Genomic DNA, 23,045 nt, shown 5'->3' on the forward strand with positions numbered 1-23,045 from the left:
AAAGGCAGCCCTCTAGGAACTTAACTACAAAACGGCTACTCTAGGTAGCTCATAATAATACGCTAACACACTATTTCTTCGCCACATCCAAGCTAGGACAACATACTATGGACTCTAATTCAATTCTCAGTGCTATTGAAGTACAACTCTATACTCAACAAGCCCAGACCCAAGCTCGCTTAGCTTGGTTACAACAAGCCTTGCACCCCTTCTTCTTCAATTTTAACCGTGATGAAACGGATGCCTTAGCGGTCTTAGCGATGAATCTAGGACGCCTCAATACGCTACATAAGTTACCCTTAGTGGATCGTGAGGATCGTATTATGCTAGCGCAAGTCAGTTATCCTAATTCTTTATACGATACCCTAGGTCAACTCCCTAAGCGCAATAATCTTTCTTATACTGAAATTAATACTTCACAAATTAATTTACCCAATAGTTATCATCCTTTAGAAATTTTACGTTTTGACTATGTGCGTAAAACCGATTACGAAATTGCTCAAGGCTCTTTTAGTACTATACCTGCCGATATTCAAGAAGCCGTTTTAAACTCTCTTGAGAGTAGTCACAGTACTCTTAGCGCCGAAGAGGCTAAAGTATTATTACAATTACTTTGGTCTAATAATGAACAATATGTACTAGTTTCTCATCCTGAGCGTTTGGCGCGTATTATTGATTTATATGTTAAGACCCGTGCTAATGATGATATTTATTTTGACGCATTGCCTTTTGATCAAGGTACCACGGGTGAAACCACCCGTATTTTATTTGGAGTAGGTAATCCTCCGCCTAATGATTATTTATTACAGATTATGGCGGTATTTAAGCGCCTCAATATTGGTGTGAAACGTGCTTATAATCTAACGCTGAGTAATGGTATTTACCCTTACTTCCTAGCCACTTTTTATGTCGCCTCGCGTGAAGGTAAATCATTAGAAAAAGGTTCTGATCTCTATAAAAACTTACAACGCGAATTATACAATACTCAAATCATTTCTATTCTAGCCTCCACTTATACCACTATGGTAGAGTCTGGCATTATCAATGGAATCAATGCCACTTTTGTAGAGGCTATGATTAGCTTTTGTCATACTAATTTGGCACACAATCGACCCGATAAATACACGCCTGATACCATTGCTCATGCTTTTCATAATCATCCAGACATTACTTTACAGCTTATTAAGCTCTTTTATGCACGTTTTGACCCCGAAGGTACTGAGCGTGAAGCAACCTATAGCCAGCTATTAGCTGAAACCACTGATTTAGTTAATACCTTTAATACCGGACGACGTTTTTTAGATGAATTGCGCCGTACTGTGTTTCGCTGTGCAATTAGCTTTACTCAATACTGCCTCAAAACTAACTTTTTTGTTCCCGAAAAACATGCCCTAGCTTTCCGCTTGCATCCCGCTTATTTAGAAGAATTAGGCGCGGAATTTACCTCAGACTTACCGAATGATCGCCCTTTCCGTATTACCTTTTTCTTTGGGCGACGTGGTTCTGGTTATCATATTGGCTTTTCTGATATTGCACGCGGCGGCTGGCGCACTCTGATTACTCAAGGACGTGACGACTATCTCAATAGTGCGAATACGCTATTCCGAGAAAACTATGTCTTAGCTCATACTCAGCATTTAAAAAATAAAGATATTTATGAAGGTGGCTCGAAAATGGTTGCCATTTTAAATGCCGATATTGGTGCGGATGCTGATAAAAAACGCCAGCAATTATATAAACTGCAATTTGGTTTCACTAATGCCTTCTTAGATATTTTTGTTACCGAAAATGGACGTGCTAAAGACCCGCGCGTAGTTGATTATTATGGTGAAGATGAGCCTATTGAATTAGGTCCTGATGAGAATATGCATGATGCCATGATTGAATTAATTGCCCAACAAGCACGTAAGCGGGGCTATCTGCTGGGCGCTGGTATTATGTCGAGTAAGCGGGTGGGCATTAATCACAAAGAATACGGGGTAACCTCAATTGGTGTGATTCGTTTTGCTGAAGTGACTATGCAAGAAACCTTAGGCATTAATATGCACCAAGATCGCTTTAGTGTGAAATTCACAGGTGGTCCTAATGGCGATGTAGCCGGTAATGGAATGCGTTTATTATTAGAGCGCTGCCCTCAAGTTGAAATTCGTTTGATTATTGATGGCTCCGGCGCTTTATATGATCCACAAGGACTAGATCATACTGCTTTAGCTGCGATTGTGTTAAAAGCAGATGCGGATGCATTCGATGCTAATGCCCTCCATGTCGGCGGTTTTATTTTATATCGCCAGCAAACTCGTAAAGAAGGTTTACGTGAATTATTTAAAAAATTGATTAAAACCGAACAAGGTTTACAAGAAGAATGGGTATCGAATGACGAATTTTATAAAACCTTTAATAATTTAATCTTTACGGTTGAAACAGATCTATTTATACCCGCAGGCGGTAGACCGGAAACGATTGATAGCCGTAATGTAGAGCAGTTCTTTAAAAATGCTCAACCTGTATCTAAGGTTATTATTGAAGGGGCTAATTCGTTTATTACACCCGATGCCCGCTTAGTTTTGCAATCACGCGGTGTTGTGATTATGCGTGACGCCTCTGCTAATAAGTGCGGTGTCATTTCCTCTTCTTATGAAATTATTGCTAATTTACTGATGAGTGATGAGGAGTTTTTAGCGAATAAAGCACAATATGTAGGTGATGTATTAGTCATTTTAAATCAGCTCGCTGAAAAAGAAGCGCGGTTAATTTTAAAACGCAATCGTGAAACGGGTGAGCCTTATACCACTATTTCAGATAAAATCAGCCGTGAGATTAATGGTCATTACGCTAAAATATTTGCTTATTTGCAGAAAAAACCCGACTTGGTTAATCAGCCCGATTATATTCAAGCTATTTTACAACATCTACCGCGCATGATTGCAAGCGATCCCTTTTGGAAACAACGCGTTGAAAAGCTACCTAGTAAATTAAAATTTGCTATTTTAGCCAGTAAACTAGCATCGCAATTAGTCTATGAGGGCAATGATGACAGTGTGTATGCTGATATGATTGCCTCACAGGTACAACACTTAAATCAGCTTGCCTAAGATAAGTACTTGAGTGAAAGTTATCGGGTATTGCTGGAGCAGTCTTGGCGGCAGGGATGCCGCCTTGAAGCGTACAAGGATGTATTCACAGCGACTGCGCAAGGAATACTCGATAACTTTTGAATGGCTACTTCATTTAAAAAGGAGCGTAGTACTACTGCGCTCCTTAATAGTTTCAAAGTTAGTTAGTATTACCCTAACTAACATGCCTGTCAGTTAGGGCTTTTTGTCATCTGCCTTATTGAGATCTTCCAGCTTTTTGTCTTCAGGTTTTTTATCATCACTGGTAGCAGGCGCAGCGGTACTGGTTGAAACGCTATCAGCCGGTTTAGTTTCTGCTTCTGGCTTAGCATCCGGTTTAGCCGCATCTAATTTTAATACAGGCACTTCTTCGGTTTTAGCAGGTTCAGCGGGTTTAGCTGGCTCAGTTGTGGGTTTATCTTCAACTTTAGCCGGTTCTGACGCAACAGATGCTGGAGCAGATTCAGCAGGCTTCACCTCTGGTGTTTTAGCGGGTTCAGCGGGTTTCATCTCTGGTGTTTTAGCAGGTTCTGTTGAAGCGGGCGCTGGAGTGGTGGCTGCAACGGGAGCGGCTGCTTTTACGGTTTTAGCCTTTTTAGCTTTTTTCTTTTTTTTCTTTTTCTTGACTGGTTTAGTAGCAGTTTTGGACTCTACATAAGCGCCCTCATCAGTAAACGTGACTACCGCAGGACGTGAAGCCCACTCAGCAGGTGCAGCGTAAACCACCGGAGCCGCAGCACGGCTTGGTTGTGGCTTAGACTGAGGAGTAGCCGCGTTAACAGAGGTGGCTAATAATAATGAGCTGATTAGAGTAATCAGTTTAATAGGCATAAAGAAAATCCTTTTACACAGAGTTCTAAATTAATAAGGTTAGCTATTATTATAGTCTAATAAAGTGACTACAACTTAAGCATAGATAATACTGCAAAGTATACGCCAACAGAACCTCGTTTAGCCAAGCACTAGGGCATAGTTTTTAACATTGAGCAAGCCACTGCTTCAGCCACTTTAATCCCATCAACCCCAGAAGACAAAATCCCCCCCGCATAGCCCGCGCCCTCACCGGCTGGATAAAAACCTCTGATATTGAGACTTTGTAAGTCCTCGCCACGGGTAATATTAATAGGTGAAGAAGTACGCGTTTCTACCCCAGTTAAGACCGCATCATACCTAGCAAAGCCTTTGATAGAGCGCTCAAAAGTAGGTAATGCTTCACGCACCGCTTCAATCACATAGGCGGGTAAACTACTCGCTAAATCAGTAAGCTTTACACCGGGTTGATAAGAAGGCTCGACGCCCCCTAATGTGGTAGAAGGAATACCCTTTAAGAAATCACCCACTAATTGCGCCGGCGCTAAATAATTACCGCCCCCTAGCTCATACGCTCTACTTTCCCACTGACGTTGAAAATCCAAGCCCGCTAATACATTGCCCGGATAATCGTCTGGGCTAATCGCCACGACAATACCTGCATTCGCATTGCGCTCAGCCCTTGAATATTGGCTCATGCCATTAGTGACTACGCGCCCTTCCTCAGAGGTCGCCGCCACCACTTGTCCCCCCGGACACATACAAAAACTATACACGGCACGCCCATTATTAGCGTGATGTACCAATTTATAATCGGCTGCTCCTAACTGCTCATTACCTGCAAAAGATCCTAAACGCGCCTCATCAATTAAACGCTGCGGATGTTCAATTCTAAACCCAACAGAAAACGGTTTAGCCTGCATATATACGCCGCGCTCATACAGCATAGCGAAAGTGTCACGCGCACTATGCCCTAAAGCAAAAATAATATGCCGACTCATCACCTCAGAGCCGTCGGCTAATCTGACCCCTAATAATTGTTGTCCGTCTAAAATCAGGTCAGTCACTTGCTGCTGAAAACGAATCTCCCCTCCTAAAGATTCAATTTCAGAGCGCATAGTCTCGACCATTTTAACTAAGCGAAACGTACCAATATGCGGCTTACTGAGATAGAGAATTTCTTCAGGCGCTCCGGCTTTAACAAATTCTTCTAATACTTTGCGCCCCAAATGACGCGGATCTTTAATCTGACTATATAACTTACCATCGGAAAACGTCCCAGCCCCGCCCTCACCAAACTGCACATTAGACTCTGGATTGAGCACCCCTTGACGCCACAAACCCCAAGTATCCTTAGTACGCTCCCTCACCTTTTTGCCACGCTCTAAAATAATAGGTCTAAAGCCCATTTGTGCTAACACTAAACCTGCCAACAAACCACAAGGACCAAACCCCACAATTACGGGGCGCTCGGTTAAATGTTCAGGCGCTTTTGCGACCAAGCGATAGGTCATATTAGGAGTCTTTTGCACATGAGGGTCGCTGGCAAAACGCGCTAATACCTGTGCTTCATTAGCTAGCTCCAGATCTAAAGTATAAACCCAGACAATGGCGGCTTTTTTACGGGCATCATAGCCGCGCTTAAAAATGGTGTAGTGCTTTAGCTCAGCAGCGGCAAGATGTAAGCGTGCTAGGATGGCAGCCTTTAAGGCTTCGGGATGGTGATCTAGGGGTAAACGCAATTCCGTTAGGCGTAACATTAGGGACTCCTCCAAGACAAACAAGCGGCGCACTATAGCATAATGCTACCGCTTGCTATATCGAAGTACTAACTCATTAGCGCCCCACTTTTTTAGTTAAAAAGGCGTTAAAGCACTGGCTTTATAACTACTTTGGTCACCTGTTACGGTTGATTTTGGATCAAAGTATAAGTTAGTGGGATAACCTAATATCGCATCATAACTGGCTTGAATAGTGGAGTATTTAGCATTAAGTGCTTGATCAACTAATGTGAATAATTGATCAATTGTTTTGCCAACTGATTTTCTTTGAGTAGAGGTTAGTGTGCGATTCGTGGCTAAATTCACTCCAGATGTGACTGATCCATTTTGCACAGTGAATTTATAGCGTTGTACGCTACCTGTACCTATTTGCTGCTCCAGCACATAGGTATAGTTACGAATTTGCTTACTTGCCCACAGAGTTTTATTCGCTGACCAATCCGCCCGTAAGGCAAAATAAGGATCGTTTTGCTTTAACACTAATGCCGCATTTACCGCAGCCTCGGCATCAACTAAGCCCACTCCACAGGACGTGCAAGTAGCGGGGAAAGCACGCGCTGTTGACTTTAATGCTGACTCGACTTGATCCGGCGTAATAGTGGGATAAACTGAATACATGAGTGCAGCAATACCCGCTACATGAGGGGTCGCCATACTTGTACCTTGATAGAAGGCATAGCTATCCGCTTCAGGTTGCTGTAAACCACTATTTAAGGTGGATAAAATCCCTTCAGCCGCACCGTTATAAGACGAACCACCGGGTGCGGCTACGTCAACATTCGCACCATAATTAGAATAAGCTGCTTTGCCACCATCGCGTGCGGTCGCTGCGACGGTAATCACACCTGCACAATTAGCGGGTGAAAAGCTAACAGCATCCGCATTATTATTACCAGCGGCGACTACAACGGTAGCGCCTTTGGCACGCGCTGCATTAATAGCGTTTTGGGTAGTAGTACCGCAGGCATTTTGCCCGCCAAGGCTTAAGTTTAATACCTTAGCGGGATTACGATTCACAGTCGTACCACTGACTGTATTACCGACTGCCCACAACATACCATCCGCAATATCCGAGGTATAACCACCGCATTTACCTAAAACGCGTACGGGGACTACTTTGGCATTATAAGCAACACCCGCCACCCCTATACCATTATTCGCCACAGCAGCAATCGTGCCTGCTACGTGCGTACCATGCCATGAGCTTTTACGCGCAGTCGTACCACCACATTCACCTGCTGCATAATAATCCCCCGGATCAGACGCATCCGCATCACGTCCATTACCATCTACGGCTACACTGGTAGTACTAATCAAATCATAACCGGGCAATAGATTAGCCACTAAATCCGCATGAGGGCGGTAACCGGTATCAATCACTGCTACGACACTACCTGCTCCAGTGGATAAATCCCAAGCAGGTTCTGCACGAATACCCGTCACGGTATCTAATAATGACCACTGATAAGCTAACTCACTGTCATTCGGCAAAGTCATAGTTGTCATTATGTAATCAGGCTCAGCGTATTCTACTTCAGGCTGGCTTTTTAACCATTGGGTTAAATTTTCCATTTGCTTACGGCTTTTACGGCGTTCCCATTTAAATACATCCGAGTCTTGCTCGGTGGTGCGTACATAACGCAAACGATCCACTTGTGAACCACTTAATTGTGTTAATACGCGATCAACTCCTAAGATATTGGCATTGGGTTTAAACCGTACAATCATTTGATCGGTTTCAGGTTCCGCATCAGATCGAGCTGCATTAGGCTGAGGGTGTGTATCCGCTAAACTGGCACTGACATTTAAAGCCAACATTAAAGCTAAAACACTCAGGGAGCGAGGAATAAGCATAGTGAATCATCCTGTTATTATTATGCCCTTGGAGTTTGTTATCATTTATTGCTATATCACATTAATTTCTCATATCGACTACAAAGCGTCAATTTTTCAAGATCAGTGGCAAGGATGGGTTAAGCTAATGCGCTTAACTGTATCGGAATTATTCATTTGATCTGTATCTGGTCAACAAGGTTTTAGATCAGTAATCTTAGCGTTTTGCTTGGTTTTTACCGATGCCTGCGCAATCACAACACCTTGGTCTGACTTATGGTTTGACCGCCTATATTATTTGGGGGCTATTTCCGCTCTATTTTCATTGGCTTAATCAAGTCAGTGCTACTCAAATACTCACGCACCGCATTATTTGGTGTTTTGTATTTGTTAGCCTTTTAATAGTACTGTTAAATCGTCGATCTATACTTAAAACCACCTTACGCAATAACCACTTACTTAAAGGTTTATTCATTTCCTCACTATTAATTGCTACGAATTGGCTGATTTTTATTTGGTCTATTGGGCAGGGACGCGTATTAGAAAGCAGCTTAGGCTATTTTTTGACACCTTTGGTTAGTGTCCTGCTCGCTCGCATAGTCCTGAAGGAAAGCTTAGATCGTTATCGTTGGATTGCCATTGTCTTAGCCCTCATTGGGGTCGGTTGGCAAATCTTCCAACTAGGTCATTTACCGTGGATTTCATTATCTTTGGCTGTATCTTTTGGGCTGTATGGCTTGGTGCGCAAGCAATTACCGATTGATTCGCTCACCGGATTATGGATGGAAACACTCTTTTTACTACCTCTCGCTTTATTGTATTGGTTATGGGTTAGTCTACAGGGTAATAATCAGTTTTTAACTCAGGGAATCGGCCGTACTTTATTATTAATAGCGTCTGGTGCGGTAACCGCTCTACCCTTAATTTTATTTGCGATGGCAGCGCAAAAACTCAGTTTAATTACCTTAGGGTTCTTGATTTATATTAACCCTACTATGCAGTTTTTGTTAGCAATTTTCTATTTTCATCAACCTTTAAATAGCAATCAGCTTATTAGCTTTGGTTTTATTTGGGCGGCTTTAAGTGTATTTAGCTATGGTGCTTGGCGGATGCAACGCAATCCTTTGGCGTCTATTGAAAAATCAGTATAATTGCTCTCCCCACGTTTTAGACAAACCCCTAAAAATTTAGACAGAAAAGCAAGCTAAATGATTGATCCTAAAGACTTAAAAGACCATACCCCTATGATGCAACAGTACTTCAGAATAAAAGCTGAGTACCCCCACATACTACTGTTTTATCGGATGGGTGACTTTTATGAACTCTTTATGGAGGATGCTAAAAAGGCTGCTGCTCTACTCGACATTACCCTCACCGCTCGCGGTAACTCTAATGGTGCGCCCATTCCTATGGCGGGTGTGCCCTATCATGCGGTAGAGCAATATTTAGCTAAATTACTCAAACTCGGTGAGTCGGTCGCTATTTGTGAACAAATCGGTGATCCCGCTAAAGCCAAAGGTCCCGTTGAGCGTAAAATCACCCGCTTACTCACCCCCGGAACCGTAACCGACGATTACTTATTAGAAGATCGGCGCGATAATTTATTAGTCGCTTTGCATCGTCAAATTCAAAGGCAAACGACGCGCTATGGTTTAGCCTGCCTAGATTTAAGTACCGGACGTTTTACTGTGCAAGAAATGGCGGATACCACCACGCTCAGCAATGAGCTAGGGCGCTTGCAACCCGCTGAACTCCTACACGATGAAGAATGGCGTTTAGACTTTACCCCCACTTGTCACGCCACGATGCGCCCCTCGTGGCATTTCGACTTAGAAACCGCGCAACGCTTATTGCTGCGTCAATTGGGAACCCGCGATTTAACCGGATTCGGCTGTCAGCATTTAACGGTAGCTTTGCAAGCCGCAGGCGCATTACTGAACTACGTACAAGAAACCCAACGCTCAGCGCTCCCGCATATTAATAATCTCATCCTCGAACAAACCGATGAAGGCATTATGCTCGATAGTGCTAGCCGTAAAAATCTGGAGCTGGAATATAGTCTTAGCGGTGAGCATAAAAATACGCTGATTTCGGTATTGGATAAAACCGCCACCAGTATGGGGAGTCGCCTATTACGCCGTTGGCTGCATAAACCCTTGCGCGAGCGCCGCCCTTTGCGTTTGCGCCATGAATGTGTCGGGGTCTTGCTTAAGCACGAACAATTCCAAGTGCTACACGACTGTATGCGTGGTATCGGCGATTTAGAGCGCATTGCCAGCCGCATTGCTTTAGGTACAGCACGACCCCGCGATTTATCTACCCTACGTGACTCGTTATTAGTTTTACCCCAACTGCAAAAACACCTAGGTCAACCTCAACATCCCCATTTGCAACAACTACAACACGGTATTGGGCAACACACTGAGCTGACTCAATTACTCATTAAAGCGATTATTGAAAACCCGCCCGTAGTGATTCGGGACGGTGGAGTAATAAAAGAGGGTTTTGATGCTGAACTGGATGAGTTACGCAATCTCAGTGAAAACGCCGATCAATACCTACTCGATTTAGAAGCACGGGAAAAGTTACGTACCGGGATTCAAAATCTGAAAGTAGCTTATAACCGTGTGCATGGTTACTACGTAGAAGTACCGCAAAGCCAATTAAGCCGTATTCCTGCCGACTATATCCGCCGCCAAACCCTCAAAGGAGTGGAGCGTTTTATTCTGCCCGAACTCAAACGCTTCGAGGATAAAGTGCTTTCCGCTCGTGAGCGCTCCCTAGCTCGTGAACGCGCTTTATATGAAGAGCTATTACAAACCCTCAATACCTATCTCATGCCATTGCGTACAACCGCACAATATATTGCTGAGCTGGATGTGTTGAGTAACTTTGCAGAGCGGGCGAGTACTTTAAACTATCGCTGCCCCGAACTAGTTGAAGAAGTCGGTATTAGTATTGAAGCGGGACGCCATCCGGTAGTGGAGCAGACTTTACTCGATCCCTTTGTGCCTAATGATCTGCTTATGCATCCTGAGCGGCGTATGCTGATGATCACAGGACCGAATATGGGCGGTAAATCCACCTATATGCGCCAAGTAGCACTGATTGTCTTAATGGCGCATATTGGCTCGTATATCCCCGCTAAAGCGGCACGCATTGGACCGATTGACCGCATTTTTACCCGTATTGGTGCACAAGACGATCTGAGTACCGGACGCTCCACGTTTATGGTGGAAATGACCGAAGCCGCCAATATTTTAAATAATGCCACGGATCAAAGCCTAGTTTTGATGGATGAAATCGGGCGCGGAACCAGTACCTTTGATGGTTTATCCTTAGCGTGGGCTTTTGCTGATTATTTAGCGCGGGAGCGCCAAGCGTTTACCTTATTCGCCACCCATTATTTTGAACTGACGCATTTAGCCGAACACATCAAAACCATTGCCAATGTGCACATCGATGCAGTAGAACATGGGGATAAGATTGTTTTCTTACACGCGGTCAAAGAAGGGGCTGCGAGTCAAAGCTATGGCTTACAAGTGGCGCAATTGGCGGGTGTGCCTAAGGGAGTGATTGCACAAGCACGGCGCAAATTGCACAGCCTAGAGCGTGATAGTCGTGAGGTGCAGGACACCGCTAAGCGTCAAGTAGTTAAAACCTTAGCACTTGCTCTCGAAGTCCCCATTCCTGCACCTGAACAAGTGACCGATGAAAAGGCGGAGAAAATCAAAGCGGCATTGCTAGCGATTAATCCAGACGATCTGACCCCACGCCAAGCCCATGAAGCTTTATATAAACTTCGAGGATTGCTCTAAACCCCAGCTAAGATGACACCAGAAACACCTATAGGGAATAGTAGGTACTCGGTTTATACTAAAGCACAGTACTCCTACGAGGTTATAGTGATGTCTTTAGCCACACACCATCTGCTTTCTATTGATGATTATTTACAGGGTGAACGCTTGAGTGAAATACGCCATGAGTATGTAGAGGGGGTGGCGTATGCGATGGCAGGAGCGAGTATTAATCATAATCAGATCACGGCTAATGTCCTGACTGAACTAAAAACCCAGCTCAAAGGTAAAAATTGCCGCCCGTTTAGTAGTGATTTACTGGTGAAAACCTCAGCCACTCGTTATCGCTATCCTGATGTCACGGTGGTGTGTCATGAGCAGTTTTTAGATGATTACACCACCGACTCGCCTACTCTTATTGTTGAAGTACTCTCCAATGGTACGCGCAAAACGGATCGCCAAATCAAACGCTTGGAGTATATGCAAATCGCTAGTTTGCAGGAATACATGTTAATTGAGCAGGACTTTGTGCAGGTGGAGGTATTTCGGCGTAGTCAAGCATGGCAACCGTCTTATTATTATTGGACGGATGCGGTGGAGCTGGAGTCGTTGGGGGTGAGTTTGACAGTGCAGGCTATTTATGAACAGGTGAATAATGCGGAAGTAATGCAATGGTTGAGTACTTCGCGTTCTGAGTAGGCAGAGATTAATTATTTTTTAGGTCTGCTCAATCGGTCTACCGTATCATCGACAGAGTGTTGGGTAATGTCAAAGGGGTTTTCGCCTTCTACTTCGATGAATACATTGACTTGATCGCGTTTGCATAGGGCAATGAGCTTTTTTACTCCTTCCATGAGTTTGACACGTTTAGTAAATTGTAGTGTGCCTTCAATGCTGGCTACGATGGTAATCACTTGAAGGGCTAGGTCTGCATAACTGCCATCTTTATGTAATTTAGTACTCGATTGAATGGTTTCAAAGGAACCCGTTTGATCATAGGTGTCTTGCACTAATGCTTGTATGGCTTGTTCGAGTTCGGGTTGTTGGTTGGGGATGTAGATTTTGATTTGGGTCATGTTAGGGTTCCTGTGTCCATGCGGGGTATTGGTTTAGGGTGGTGAGGTCTTGTGTGCCGCTGATGACTTGGGCAATGGCGGCGACTAATTCGGCTTGGGGATGGTGATCTTGTTGGGCGCGAGTTATGTTGGCATTGAGGTTCCAGCCGAGAGAGCGTGCGCCATTTTGTAGGAGTTTTTTGATGGGTTGCAGAGAATAAGGGGAGCAATGGGCGTAGCGGTAAAAGGCTAGTTCTAGTTGTAAGTCAGGCACTAGATTGTCTTGAGCTTCGGCTTGGTTGAGGTAGTCTAGGGCTTTTTCATCTTGTCTGAGGATAAAGAGTAGTTTGGCATAATTGCCCCCAATATTTGCATCATTATGGTCTGCCTCCAGCGCTCGCTCATACATGAACTTCGCTTTCTCGTAATCGCCCTTTTGATACTCTAAAAAGTAAGCATAATTGCCTAAGTTATTGACATGCTTCGGGTCTGCCTCTAGCGCTCGCTCATACATCTGCTCCGCTTTCGCATAATCGCCCTTTTGATTCGCTAAAAAGAGCGCGTAATTGCCTAAGTGATTCGCATGCTTCGGGTCTGCCTCCAACGCTCGCTCATACAGCTCCTCCGCTTTTGCGTAATCGCCCTTTTGATCCGCTAAAAAGCTCGCGTAATTGCCTAAGTGATTCGCATGCTTCGGGTCAACCTCCAGCGCTCGCTTATACATCTGTTCCGCTTTTTCATAATCGCCCTTTTGATTCGCTAAAAAGAGCGCGTAATTGCCTAAGAGAATCACATGCTTCGGGTCGACCTCCAGTGCTCGCTCATACAGCAACTCCGCTTTTTCATAATCGCCCTTTTGATTCGCTAAAAAGAGCGCGTAATTGCCTAAGTGAATCGCATGTTTCGGGTCGACCTCCAGCGCTCGCTCATACATCAATTCCGCTTTTTCATAATCGCCCTTTTGATTCGCTAAAAAGCTCGCGTAATTGCCTAAGTGATTCGCATGCTTCGGGTCGACCTCCAGCGCCCGCTTATACATCTGTTCCGCTTTCGCATAATCGCCCTTTTGATTCGCTAAAAAGAGCGCGTAATTGCCTAAGTGAATCGCATGCTTCGGGTCGACCTCCAGCGCTCGCTCATACATCAATTCCGCTTTTTCATAATCGCCCTTTTGATTCGCTAAAAAGCTCGCGTAATTGCCTAAGTGATTCGCATGCTTCGGGTCGACCTCCAGCGCCCGCTTATACATCTGTTCCGCTTTTTCATAATCGCCCTTTTGATTCGCTAAAAAGAGCGCGTAATTGCCTAAGTGATTCGCATGCTTCGGGTCTGCCTCCAACGCTCGCTCATACAGCTCCTCCGCTTTTGCGTAATCGCCCTTTTGATTCGCTAACAAACTCGCGTAATTGCCTAATGTATTCGCATGCTTCGGGTCAACCTCCAGCGCTCGCTTATACATCTGTTCCGCTTTCGCATAATCGCCCTTTTGATTCGCTAAAAAGAGCGCGTAATTGCCTAAGTGATTCGCATGCTTCGGGTCTGCCTCCAACGCTCGCTCATACAGCTCCTCCGCTTTTGCGTAATCGCCCTTTTGATTCGCTAACAAACTCGCGTAATTGCCTAATGTATTCGCATGCTTCGGGTCAACCTCCAGCGCTCGCTTATACATCTGTTCCGCTTTCGCATAATCGACCTTTTGATTCGCTAACAAGTTCGCGTAATTGCCTAAGTTATTCGCATGCTTCGGGTCAACCTCCAGCGCTCGCTCATACAGCTCCTCCGCTTTCGCATAATCGCCCTTTTGATTCTTTAAAAAGAGCGCGTAATTGCCTAAAATAGCCGCATGCTTCGGGTCGACCTCTAGCGCTCGCTCATACAGCTCCTCCGCTTTCGCATAATCGCCCTTTTGATCCGCTAAAAAGAGCGCGTAATTGCCTAAGTGATTCGCATGCTTCGGTTCTGCCTCTAACGCTCGCTCATACATCAACTTCGCTTTTTCATAATCGCCCTTTTGATTCGCTAAAAAGAGCGCGTAATTGCCTAAGTGAATCGCATGTTTCGGGTCGACCTCCAGCGCTCGCTCATACATCAATTCCGCTTTTTCATAATCGCCCTTTTGATTCGCTAAAAAGAGCGCGTAATTGCCTAAGTGAATCGCATGTTTCGGGTCGACCTCCAGCGCTCGCTCATACAGCAACTCCGCTTTTTCATAATCGCCCTTTTGATTCGCTAAAAAGCTCGCGTAATTGCCTAAGTGATTCGCATGCTTCGGGTCGACCTCCAGCGCCCGCTTATACATCTGTTCCGCTTTTTCATAATCGCCCTTTTGATTCGCTAAAAAGAGCGCGTAATTGCCTAAGTGAATCGCATGTTTCGGGTCGACCTCCAGCGCTCGCTCATACATCAATTCCGCTTTTTCATAATCGCCCTTTTGATTCGCTAAAAAGCTCGCGTAATTGCCTAAGTGATTCGCATGCTTCGGGTCGACCTCCAGCGCCCGCTTATACATCTGTTCCGCTTTTTCATAATCGCCCTTTTGATTCGCTAACAAACTCGCGTAATTGCCTAAGTGATTCGCATGCTTCGGGTCAACCTCCAGCGCTCGCTTATACATCTGTTCCGCTTTCGCATAATCGCCCTTTTGATTCGCTAAAAAGAGCGCGTAATTGCCTAAGTGATTCGCATGCTTCGGGTCTGCCTCCAACGCTCGCTCATACAGCTCCTCCGCTTTTGCGTAATCGCCCTTTTGATCCGCTAAAAAGTCAGCGTAATTACTATAAGCCTTTGCTTGATCAAGACGAGTTTTAGCCAACTTAATCTTTGCTTGAAACTGAGCCTCCTCATTACTCAAGTCTAATGTTTCTAAGTCTTGCATATCATTTACATCAGCATAGGGCAAATAAACTTCATAAGCAGCCCTAAGCAATTCAGGAAGAGGGGAAAAGTGTTTCAGCAAAGCATCCCACATATCTAAAAAGTGAATCCTATCTAATGCACGGAATTTTTTACGCTCTTCTAGTAAAATCCTAAACAACTCATTAAGTTGAAAAACTGATAGACCAATAATAAAAGCCCAACTAATTCTAATCTTTTCTAGCTCACTCAAAGATAGGGATAACTCTAGTAAATTCGTAAATTCTTCTTTATTAAAGTTATAAGTAGCCCATTCCACATCAGCATTATCAATGCAAAAGCGGCGTAAATTAGAGGCACGTTTTTTATCAATAGCGGAAAAATTATTTTTATAAGTTTGTATATTAAAATCGTCTAGTGGATTTCCAGATAAATCAAAAGGACTACGCACTTTATCTAAAACATCAGCAAACCAAATCTCCCACAACAACGGCGCACACACCGTTGCAATATAATGCCTATCCTCCCGCGACAAAGGCTCCACCACCTTACGCGCCAGCCCATAACACGTAATATGCCCCTCCACCCCCTCACCCTGCCAATGATTCAACAACCCAAAATGATCCAACCGCCGCAACGCCCGCCCTGCATCATCCACCCCCAAGTGCGCCCCCGCCCGAATCAACAACTCCTCCGGCACAGCAAAATCAAACAGCGTCAACGCCCGCAACAAAACACTCTCACTCCCCGACAACGCCTGCTGATACACCCCCAACGCAATCCGCTCCAAGTACTTAGCTAAATCCTTATCCGCCACCGCATCAGCCTGCCCCGCTCGATAGGTCTCAATCTGAGACAAAGCCTGTTCTAAACTCTCCCATTCACCATGCAACAAAGGCTTAAACAACACCTCCTGCAACCCCGCATTCCCCCCTGAGGCTCTAAACACCCGCTGTAAATAAGCCGCCGCCTCAGCGGTAAACTCAACCTTGCCTAGCCCCTCATTATGCACTCGCGCCTGCCAATGCTTTTCCTGCTCCAACTCACTCATATCGGGCACATTAATACTCTCCAACCGATCCGCCCAATCGTCACCCATTCGATCCAACAAACTAAACTGATACCGTGAAGTGATTAATAACCGCGATTCCGTCACAGCCGTATCAAACGCCTCAATAATGGCAGCTAATACAGGCTGAGCACTGGGTTTAACTTGAGCTTTTAATTGATTCGCTGCTAAGGGTTCTAAAATATGCTGCTCTATATCATCAACTACTAAAACGATGGGTTTATCAGCCAAGTGCTCTTGTAAAATCGTGCGCAAGATAAACACTAAACGGCGTGGGGTTTGCTGTACTACCGTCAAGTAGTCCGTGAAATCCACCTCACCCTCTAAAGCATTTTCCAACACCAACACTACATCCACAGCCAAATAGGATTTATACAACACCACAGGTTTATAAGTCGGTTGCAAGCAATCCACTATTCGCGCCGCGAGACTCGATTTACCCGTCCCTCCCACACCATATAATAATACTCCAGCTTTTTTACCCGCTTGAAAGGTCATTAATGCCTGTTTAGTTTGCCAGCGCCGCCCGACAAAGCTGTCTTTGCTCGCCACCAAAACCTCTTTTTTCACTTTATCGAGTAAGTCATAGCACGATTTACTAGGGCGCTTTGGCTGCGCAGGCTTTTTACGATCAAGCAACGGCAATCCACCCTGAGCGCTAATATAGGTCCGTCCTAAATGCCAATACTGCCCCTTATGCTCAGGATTAGCTTGTGAACTGAGTTGTAATTGACATAACTTTTGCCGCGCAAACGCACAAGCGGTAATGACACTATGCCCCTCGGCTAAGGCTTTATAAAAGTACTCGGCAAACCGTGAAGCATCACTATCCCCCACCGCACCGTCCCAACCCATCACATTAGGAATACCTAAGCGTACCAGCTCCATCACCAATGAGGGTTTATCTAGCCCTTCAGCACTATGACACGCCGATAAAAACAAACACTGTAAACGCGAGGCAATGGCGGCAAATTCACTAATCCCCACCTCTTCTAAACCAAAGCGCTGATTTTCCAATTGCAGTTTTAATGCACCACTAGCATCCAGCTTGCCATGACACGACAAATGCACCATATCGCAATGCTCTGACGTACTAATACGCCGCGACAAATTGGCAAAGTTACCCGTGTCATCCACCATCAAATGCAAATTATTAAACCCACGAGTTGCCTGAAAAATAGCGCGTTCTTCCTGCTCATAATGCAGACCACTGTGCGCGGCAGGATCAGCCGCCATGAAAATAAGGGATAAATCTTTATAGTGCGGTGCTTTAGCAGGTAGAGATGAGTGTCCAATACTACGCACGATTTCTAATAATTGATGATCTGCCGCTAAAAATTGTTGCTCATAAGCCAATAACTCCCAAGGCAGATTTAACAGCAGTAATTGCGCTTCATTCGGCTGCGTATCGGCTTTAAGCACTAAACGCCGAGAACCTACCGTTTGTAGCCACGTTTGCCATGCCAGAGCATCAATGCTTTGTAATAATTGAAATAATTGCTCGCCCAAACTGAGTAAGGCATTGCTTTGCGTGCTATTGCGCAGCCTACTATAAGACTCACCATAACCACGCCATTGCTCCAATAAGCTAGGTGTAATGGTGCGTTCGGCTGAATGATCAGCCAATTCAAACACTATTACTCGTTCAGTGGCTCGAATCACAAACTGCATAGGACACCTAAGGGATGAGATCAGCGGGGGGATTTATAGGTTAAAAGGTAGCATCAAAGCGCTAAGGTGGAAAAGTATTAAATCAGCCTTGAGCTACTACACTACTTAGTCACTAACCCACTAACTAGACAACCTTTCAATCGCACTGCGAGTATCAATATCCCAAAGCACACCCACATCCTCTACCTCAAGGCACATCAAGCGAGCACTCTCACGCTGAATAATACCCCCTGCCCCTTTATCTCCTTGTAATGCCATTAATTCAGCCCCCAAAACCGCACTAAAGCCCACTGGATGCCCGCGTTGTCCGTGATAAAACGGGGCAATAATAGCCGCTCCTTGCTCCAAACCTAGCCCTACGGCTTGCAAAGTACTGCTGCTAATAAACGGCATATCACCCAAGGCAATTATCCAACCCTGAGCCTTAGCAGTACTAGCCACCCCTAAAGCTAAACTCGTACCCATACCTTGCCAAGCCACATTATTTATAACCACCTCAAGACCTTCAGCTTCTAACAGCACCCGCAAGGCTTCAGTTTCTGGACTAATCACCGCGACTACTTTTGCAAAAACGGTTTTGAGATTTCGCGCGGCTTGCACTCCTATGGGTACACCATTAGGCAGAGGATGCAGTAATTTTTGTGACCCAAAGCGCGTACTTTGCCCTGCCGCTAATAAAAGCGCGGGATAGTGAGTGCTAATTTTTGACATAAATTACCTCAGTACTTGCATAAGGTATTGCAGTGGATGCAAAGCTTGAAATGATTGAGCACTCAACTGATGACGACAGGAAAAACCCGTTGCTAATAGCACCTGTTTAGAGTCACGAGCCTTTTGCACCGTATCGCGCCAATGGGTATCAAAAATCTGTTGTGACAAGGTTGCATTCAGCGCTTCATGCCCAAATAACCCCGCTCTACCACAACACCCACTACTAAGCACCTCCAACTTGATACCCAAATAGGTAAAAATGCTATGCCAGTGTTGCATACTCATTTTGGCAGCGGTTTGCTCCATACAATGTGGTAGCAATAAGGCGGTCTGATCCAGACTTTGTATTCTTTCCTTGATGGGCGCTAAGTAGTCCAGATGCTGTACTAACCATGCTTCTAGTGCTTGTACTTTAGGCAACGAGTCGGTAAAAGCGCGGTATTCATGTTGGTAAAGTAAGCGCGTCACCACCTCCACACTCAGTAGGGGTAAACCTTGTGTGGCATATGGAGCCAATGCTTTTAAATGCGCCTTAGCCACCTGCTCAAATGACTCACGAAACCCTTTCACATGCAGCGCTTTACCATTAGGCAAAACAGGAGCTAGCACCACTTGCACCTGCAAAATACTTAATAAAGCAATCGCACTTTGTAGCACCTGATTATCAAAACTGGCATTAAAACTATCGGGCAACAAAACCACTTGAGCTTTAGGGTGGGATATTGGGGGAACCTGTAAGGCTAGCGCAGAAAAGCGTGGTAAATGCACTAAACCTGCTTGTTTTAACAGAGTCGTAGCTAAGGCATTGTGCAGCATTGCATTTGTCAAACGTGGTGCTTTACGCCCCCAATAAGCCAAACTTTCAAAGTAGGCAAAGGCATAATCTCGAAGCGGACGGCGCTGAATGTGATGATAAGTAGCTAAAAAATTGGATTTTAATTCAGGTATATCCACCTTGACTGGACAACTATAGCTGCACGATTTGCACGACAGGCAAGCAGATAAAGATTGATAGAGTTCAGTCTCTAATGCAGCGAGCTTAGCACTTGAGCTATTTGCATCAGTGCTACTTTTTAATCGCGCCCACTCACGCAATAAAGCAGCGCGACCTTTAGGAGAGTAGGCACGATTTTTAGTAGCGCGATACGAGGGGCACATAGCCTCTTGTGCTGACCATGAAAAGCATTGCCCATTACCATTACAACGCACTGCATCATGATAGGTAGCGGCATAAGTACTATTGAGTTCCGCATCAAACTGCCCGCGTAAAGGTATAGTATCAATACGATCTAGACCTAAAGCGGCACTTGCCACGCTAGCGGGAGTCGCTAGTTTACGTGGGTTCAAGCGATTATGAGGATCAAACAGGGCTTTGAGTTGCTGCACGATAGGGTAAAGTTCGGCTTCAAAAAAGAACGGCACGTATTCCCCGCGAAACCCTTTGCCATGTTCGCCCCATAATAATCCACCGTATTTTTTAGCAAGACGTGCAACCCCATCACTAAGCGGGCGAATCAAAGCCTGATCTTCTGCTTGACGCATATCGAGCAGAGGGCGCACATGCAAACACCCGACATCAGCATGCCCAAACATGCCGTATTGCAAATGATAGCTGTCTAATAAAGCGCGAAACTCTCGAATAAAAGCAGGCAAATATTCCGGTGGTACGGCCGCATCCTCAACAAAGGGAATGCCTCTCCGCCCACCTTCTAAGCCCCCTAATAGCCCCACCGCTCGCGCCCGTAATGACCATAGAGCCGTCATAGCGGTTTTGCGAGTTTCGACTAAATGGGTAATGATTTGAAACGCCGCACTCGACTGTTGAATCAAGGTATTTAAATACTGGCATTGCTGTACCACACTCTCGGCTGTGTCACCACCAACCTGTATGAAATTCGCTCCCAAAATCGGTTGGCTACTATGCTTTAAAGTATTGCCTAATACCGACTGCAAATCCTGCCAAAGTGAGTCTTGTTGAGCTAAGGCTAAAATCTTATCGTCGAGTACTTCAATAGCGCTAGGATCAGCCTGTAATAAGGTCGGTACATGCTCCAAAGCTTGTAAAAAGTCCGCATAAAATACCACCACTAGCGCTTCATGCTTAGGCAGAGGTATAACCTTCAAAGTGATACTTTTAGTCAGTGCTAATGTACCCTCTGAGCCTGCTAATAAATAGGCTAGGTTAATCTGAGGTTGAGATGCTGGATTAGTTGAGTGCGCGACTAATGCTTGTTTGAGATTATATCCGGTTAGCCCACGATTCATTTTAGGAAAAATACGTTCAATCGTCTCGCGCTGAGGCGCAATCAGGTCATAGCAAGCTTGATGCAAAGGATGCGTAGTTAAAGGCTCATTACCCTTAAGCGTTAACTCCGAGCCATCGGCTAAAATAACCTCTAGCTCAGCTATATAATCTGAGGTTTTGCCATAGATACGCGAACCTTTACCGGAGGCATCGGTAGCAACCATACCGCCTAGCGTTGCGCGTGAAGCGGTCGATACATTAGGCGGGAAAAATAAGCCGTGAGGGGCTAAAAACGCATTGAGTTGATCCAGCACCACCGCCGGTTGCACTTTAACCGTATGTGCTACAGGGTCAAACGCTAAAATCTCGGTTTGATAGCGGGCAAAATCCACGACTATGCCCGTATTTAACGACTGCCCATTAGTACCTGTGTTGCCCCCGCGTGCTACTAAGGATAAAGCAGAGTCAGCATAAGGCTGCAAGGCTTGGACAATACGTTGTAAATCGCCCTCAGCTTTGGGATAAACCACTGCTAAGGGGAGCACTTGATAAATACTATTATCGGTTGAGGCCACCACACGTTCCCCATACCGCGTTTCTATATCACCCGTAAAACCGCTAGCGCGTAATTGTTCCGCATACTGTTCTAACACCTCAACCATGTAGCACCGCAAGACAACGCTCTAAGGATTGCTTTTCCATCCGCGCATACCATTCAAATTCATGAAGCACTCCCACCCCTAGGGCTTGCTCAAATGCCTGTTGATTCGCTTGTGCATTAAAAGCAGGATTGCTATCGGTGGCTAAATTAGAGCGAAATATACCCGCCGCACTCACAGGTAAAAAATCTTCATAAATCATGGGCACTGGTATAATAACACCTTGCTGAATCAGCTCCTCCACACTGAGCCTGAGCGTTTCGAGGGCATGGTCGGCTTGTAGGTGATAATCAAAATACGCTAAGCCCTCGCGGCGTAGTACGGTTAAATCATCCGGAAAGGCTTGAAACACTTGCTGTAAAACGTAGGAATAATACTCAGGATTCGCCTCAGGTTGAGGCACACGCTCTAATACTTGGGCTAATAGCTCATCATATAAAGCACGCCCCCTTGGTGTTAAAGCTATACCTCGCTGTTCAATTTCACCAAAACGCGCGGTATGCGTACCTGCTTGCCACTCACCAGATGCCGTTTGGAATTGAATAGTCTCTTCTAAGGCTTTAAAACTGGTTTGGCGTAGTAGAATAGGATGTTGACGTGGAGGTGGTCCTTCAATAATAGCTTTCGCTTCTATACCCCGCGCCAGCATCGCACTCTGTGCCGCATCAATATCAAGAGTACGCGGGGTAAGGTGATTAATATGTGGCCCTTTAAAGCACACAATATCCGCCACCAAAGGGTGAATGTGTTTAAGTTGTTGATAAGTCACCGCATCGACTGGTGCTTCACTATGCCAGCGAAACGTATCTAAAGCAGATAAGACGAAACGGCTCGCTTGTTCAGCGTTTAACCCGCCCTGCTCTTCAGCTAACTCGATTAGCGCTAATAGTTGAGGTTTGAAAATTTGCCTTTGGCTTAAAAGCGCTTTGATCTGGTCTTGTAGGGCTAAATCGGGTATTAATTCCACGCGCAATAATGAAGTAAAGACTCGAAACGGATTCGCGGCTAAATCACGCGCCGCCACGGGGCGAAAAGCGGTCGAATGTACCGGAAGCCCTGCCACACTCAGATCATAATACCCCACTGCCTGCATGCCTAATACGGCAAAAAAGCGCCGCATAGTATGTAATTCCTCGGCAGTACCTAAGCGAATAGCACCGTGACGCTCTTGGCTGAGGCGCGTTAGATCACTATCGCGTTCCGAACGATGCAATTTAGCGCTATGTGCTTGTAAATACTCCTCATTCACCTCGCTCACCAACTCGATCAAGCTGCCATACAAAGGTACTTCAGCACGATACATAGCAGATAAGGCTTGAGAAAAACGCTCCCGAATATGGTTAGGATCTATAAAAGACTGCTCAAACATGATCTCACCCTCCAAGCTATGATGCTTAAAAGGCTAGCTCTAATAGCTTTTCACCGCAAGTATGATGATTTTTACTTGC

12 protein-coding genes are annotated in these 23,045 nt (G+C 45.3%); 4 read left to right on the plus strand and 8 right to left on the minus strand.

From position 1 onward, the window contains the following. Window positions 1-107: 107 nt before the first annotated feature. On the plus strand, window positions 108-3,092 hold the full coding sequence (locus tag IPL34_RS15010) for an NAD-glutamate dehydrogenase domain-containing protein (protein ID WP_296842260.1): 2,985 nt from the start codon (window positions 108-110) through the stop codon (window positions 3,090-3,092). 216 nt (window positions 3,093-3,308) lie between these two features. On the opposite strand, the gene IPL34_RS15015 is transcribed toward IPL34_RS15010, so the two are convergent. From IPL34_RS15015 to IPL34_RS15025, 3 genes are all read right to left on the minus strand, one after another. Beyond that, the gene (locus tag IPL34_RS15015; RefSeq protein WP_296842261.1) at window positions 3,309-3,944 is read right to left on the minus strand and encodes a hypothetical protein; all 636 of its coding nucleotides are present in this window, start codon (window positions 3,942-3,944) and stop codon (window positions 3,309-3,311) included. A gap of 131 nt (window positions 3,945-4,075) precedes the next feature. After that, window positions 4,076-5,683, minus strand: coding sequence for an NAD(P)/FAD-dependent oxidoreductase (locus tag IPL34_RS15020; RefSeq protein WP_296842262.1), 1,608 nt, complete (start codon window positions 5,681-5,683; stop codon window positions 4,076-4,078). A 96-nt stretch (window positions 5,684-5,779) separates the two neighbouring features. Then, a complete protein-coding gene (locus tag IPL34_RS15025; protein WP_296842263.1) occupies window positions 5,780-7,558 on the minus strand; it encodes a S8 family serine peptidase in 1,779 nt (592 codons plus the stop codon). A 221-nt stretch (window positions 7,559-7,779) separates the two neighbouring features. Between IPL34_RS15025 and rarD the strand changes: the two genes are divergently transcribed. The 3 genes from rarD (at window position 7,780) to IPL34_RS15040 (ending at window position 12,033) form a co-directional block, all read left to right on the plus strand. After that, a complete protein-coding gene (gene rarD / locus IPL34_RS15030) occupies window positions 7,780-8,688 on the plus strand; it encodes an EamA family transporter RarD (RefSeq protein WP_296842264.1) in 909 nt (302 codons plus the stop codon). A gap of 57 nt (window positions 8,689-8,745) precedes the next feature. Then, a complete protein-coding gene (mutS, locus tag IPL34_RS15035) occupies window positions 8,746-11,355 on the plus strand; it encodes a DNA mismatch repair protein MutS (protein WP_296842265.1) in 2,610 nt (869 codons plus the stop codon). 90 nt (window positions 11,356-11,445) lie between these two features. Further along, window positions 11,446-12,033, plus strand: a complete 588-nt coding sequence (locus IPL34_RS15040) for a Uma2 family endonuclease (protein ID WP_296842266.1) — start codon at window positions 11,446-11,448, stop codon at window positions 12,031-12,033. 11 nt (window positions 12,034-12,044) lie between these two features. Here the strand turns inward: IPL34_RS15040 and IPL34_RS15045 are convergent, their stop codons facing one another. From IPL34_RS15045 to IPL34_RS15065, 5 genes are all read right to left on the minus strand, one after another. Beyond that, window positions 12,045-12,410 carry a hypothetical protein gene (locus tag IPL34_RS15045; RefSeq protein ID WP_296842267.1) on the minus strand — a complete coding sequence of 122 codons (366 nt, stop codon included), beginning with the start codon at window positions 12,408-12,410 and terminating at the stop codon, window positions 12,045-12,047. Between the two features lies 1 nt (window position 12,411). Continuing rightward, complete coding sequence (locus IPL34_RS15050) at window positions 12,412-17,982, minus strand: tetratricopeptide repeat protein (protein WP_296842268.1); 5,571 nt, start codon at window positions 17,980-17,982, stop codon at window positions 12,412-12,414. A 120-nt stretch (window positions 17,983-18,102) separates the two neighbouring features. Continuing rightward, window positions 18,103-18,693, minus strand: coding sequence for a nucleotidyltransferase family protein (locus IPL34_RS15055; protein WP_296842269.1), 591 nt, complete (start codon window positions 18,691-18,693; stop codon window positions 18,103-18,105). Between the two features lie 3 nt (window positions 18,694-18,696). Beyond that, the gene (locus IPL34_RS15060) at window positions 18,697-21,600 is read right to left on the minus strand and encodes an FAD-binding and (Fe-S)-binding domain-containing protein (protein WP_296842270.1); all 2,904 of its coding nucleotides are present in this window, start codon (window positions 21,598-21,600) and stop codon (window positions 18,697-18,699) included. Beyond that, a complete protein-coding gene (locus IPL34_RS15065; RefSeq protein WP_296842271.1) occupies window positions 21,593-22,966 on the minus strand; it encodes a VOC family protein in 1,374 nt (457 codons plus the stop codon). Before IPL34_RS15065 ends, IPL34_RS15060 begins: the two co-directional genes overlap by 8 nt. Window positions 22,967-23,045 lie beyond the last annotated feature (79 nt).

Origin of the sequence: Thiofilum sp. (assembly GCF_016711335.1) — a bacterium.
Classification (GTDB): Bacteria; Pseudomonadota; Gammaproteobacteria; order Thiotrichales; family Thiotrichaceae; genus Thiofilum.

What these genes read in the sequence shown, in the direction of transcription:
- IPL34_RS15010 (WP_296842260.1), top strand. Translation starts at nt 108, where the DNA reads ATGGACTCTAATTCAATTCTCAGTGCTATTGAAGTACAACTCTATACT.
- IPL34_RS15015 (WP_296842261.1), bottom strand. Translation starts at nt 3,944, where the DNA reads ATGCCTATTAAACTGATTACTCTAATCAGCTCATTATTATTAGCCACC.
- IPL34_RS15020 (WP_296842262.1), bottom strand. Translation starts at nt 5,683, where the DNA reads ATGTTACGCCTAACGGAATTGCGTTTACCCCTAGATCACCATCCCGAA.
- IPL34_RS15025 (WP_296842263.1), bottom strand. Translation starts at nt 7,558, where the DNA reads ATGCTTATTCCTCGCTCCCTGAGTGTTTTAGCTTTAATGTTGGCTTTA.
- rarD (WP_296842264.1), top strand. Translation starts at nt 7,780, where the DNA reads ATGCCTGCGCAATCACAACACCTTGGTCTGACTTATGGTTTGACCGCC.
- mutS (WP_296842265.1), top strand. Translation starts at nt 8,746, where the DNA reads ATGATTGATCCTAAAGACTTAAAAGACCATACCCCTATGATGCAACAG.
- IPL34_RS15040 (WP_296842266.1), top strand. Translation starts at nt 11,446, where the DNA reads ATGTCTTTAGCCACACACCATCTGCTTTCTATTGATGATTATTTACAG.
- IPL34_RS15045 (WP_296842267.1), bottom strand. Translation starts at nt 12,410, where the DNA reads ATGACCCAAATCAAAATCTACATCCCCAACCAACAACCCGAACTCGAA.
- IPL34_RS15050 (WP_296842268.1), bottom strand. Translation starts at nt 17,982, where the DNA reads ATGCAGTTTGTGATTCGAGCCACTGAACGAGTAATAGTGTTTGAATTG.
- IPL34_RS15055 (WP_296842269.1), bottom strand. Translation starts at nt 18,693, where the DNA reads ATGTCAAAAATTAGCACTCACTATCCCGCGCTTTTATTAGCGGCAGGG.
- IPL34_RS15060 (WP_296842270.1), bottom strand. Translation starts at nt 21,600, where the DNA reads ATGGTTGAGGTGTTAGAACAGTATGCGGAACAATTACGCGCTAGCGGT.
- IPL34_RS15065 (WP_296842271.1), bottom strand. Translation starts at nt 22,966, where the DNA reads ATGTTTGAGCAGTCTTTTATAGATCCTAACCATATTCGGGAGCGTTTT.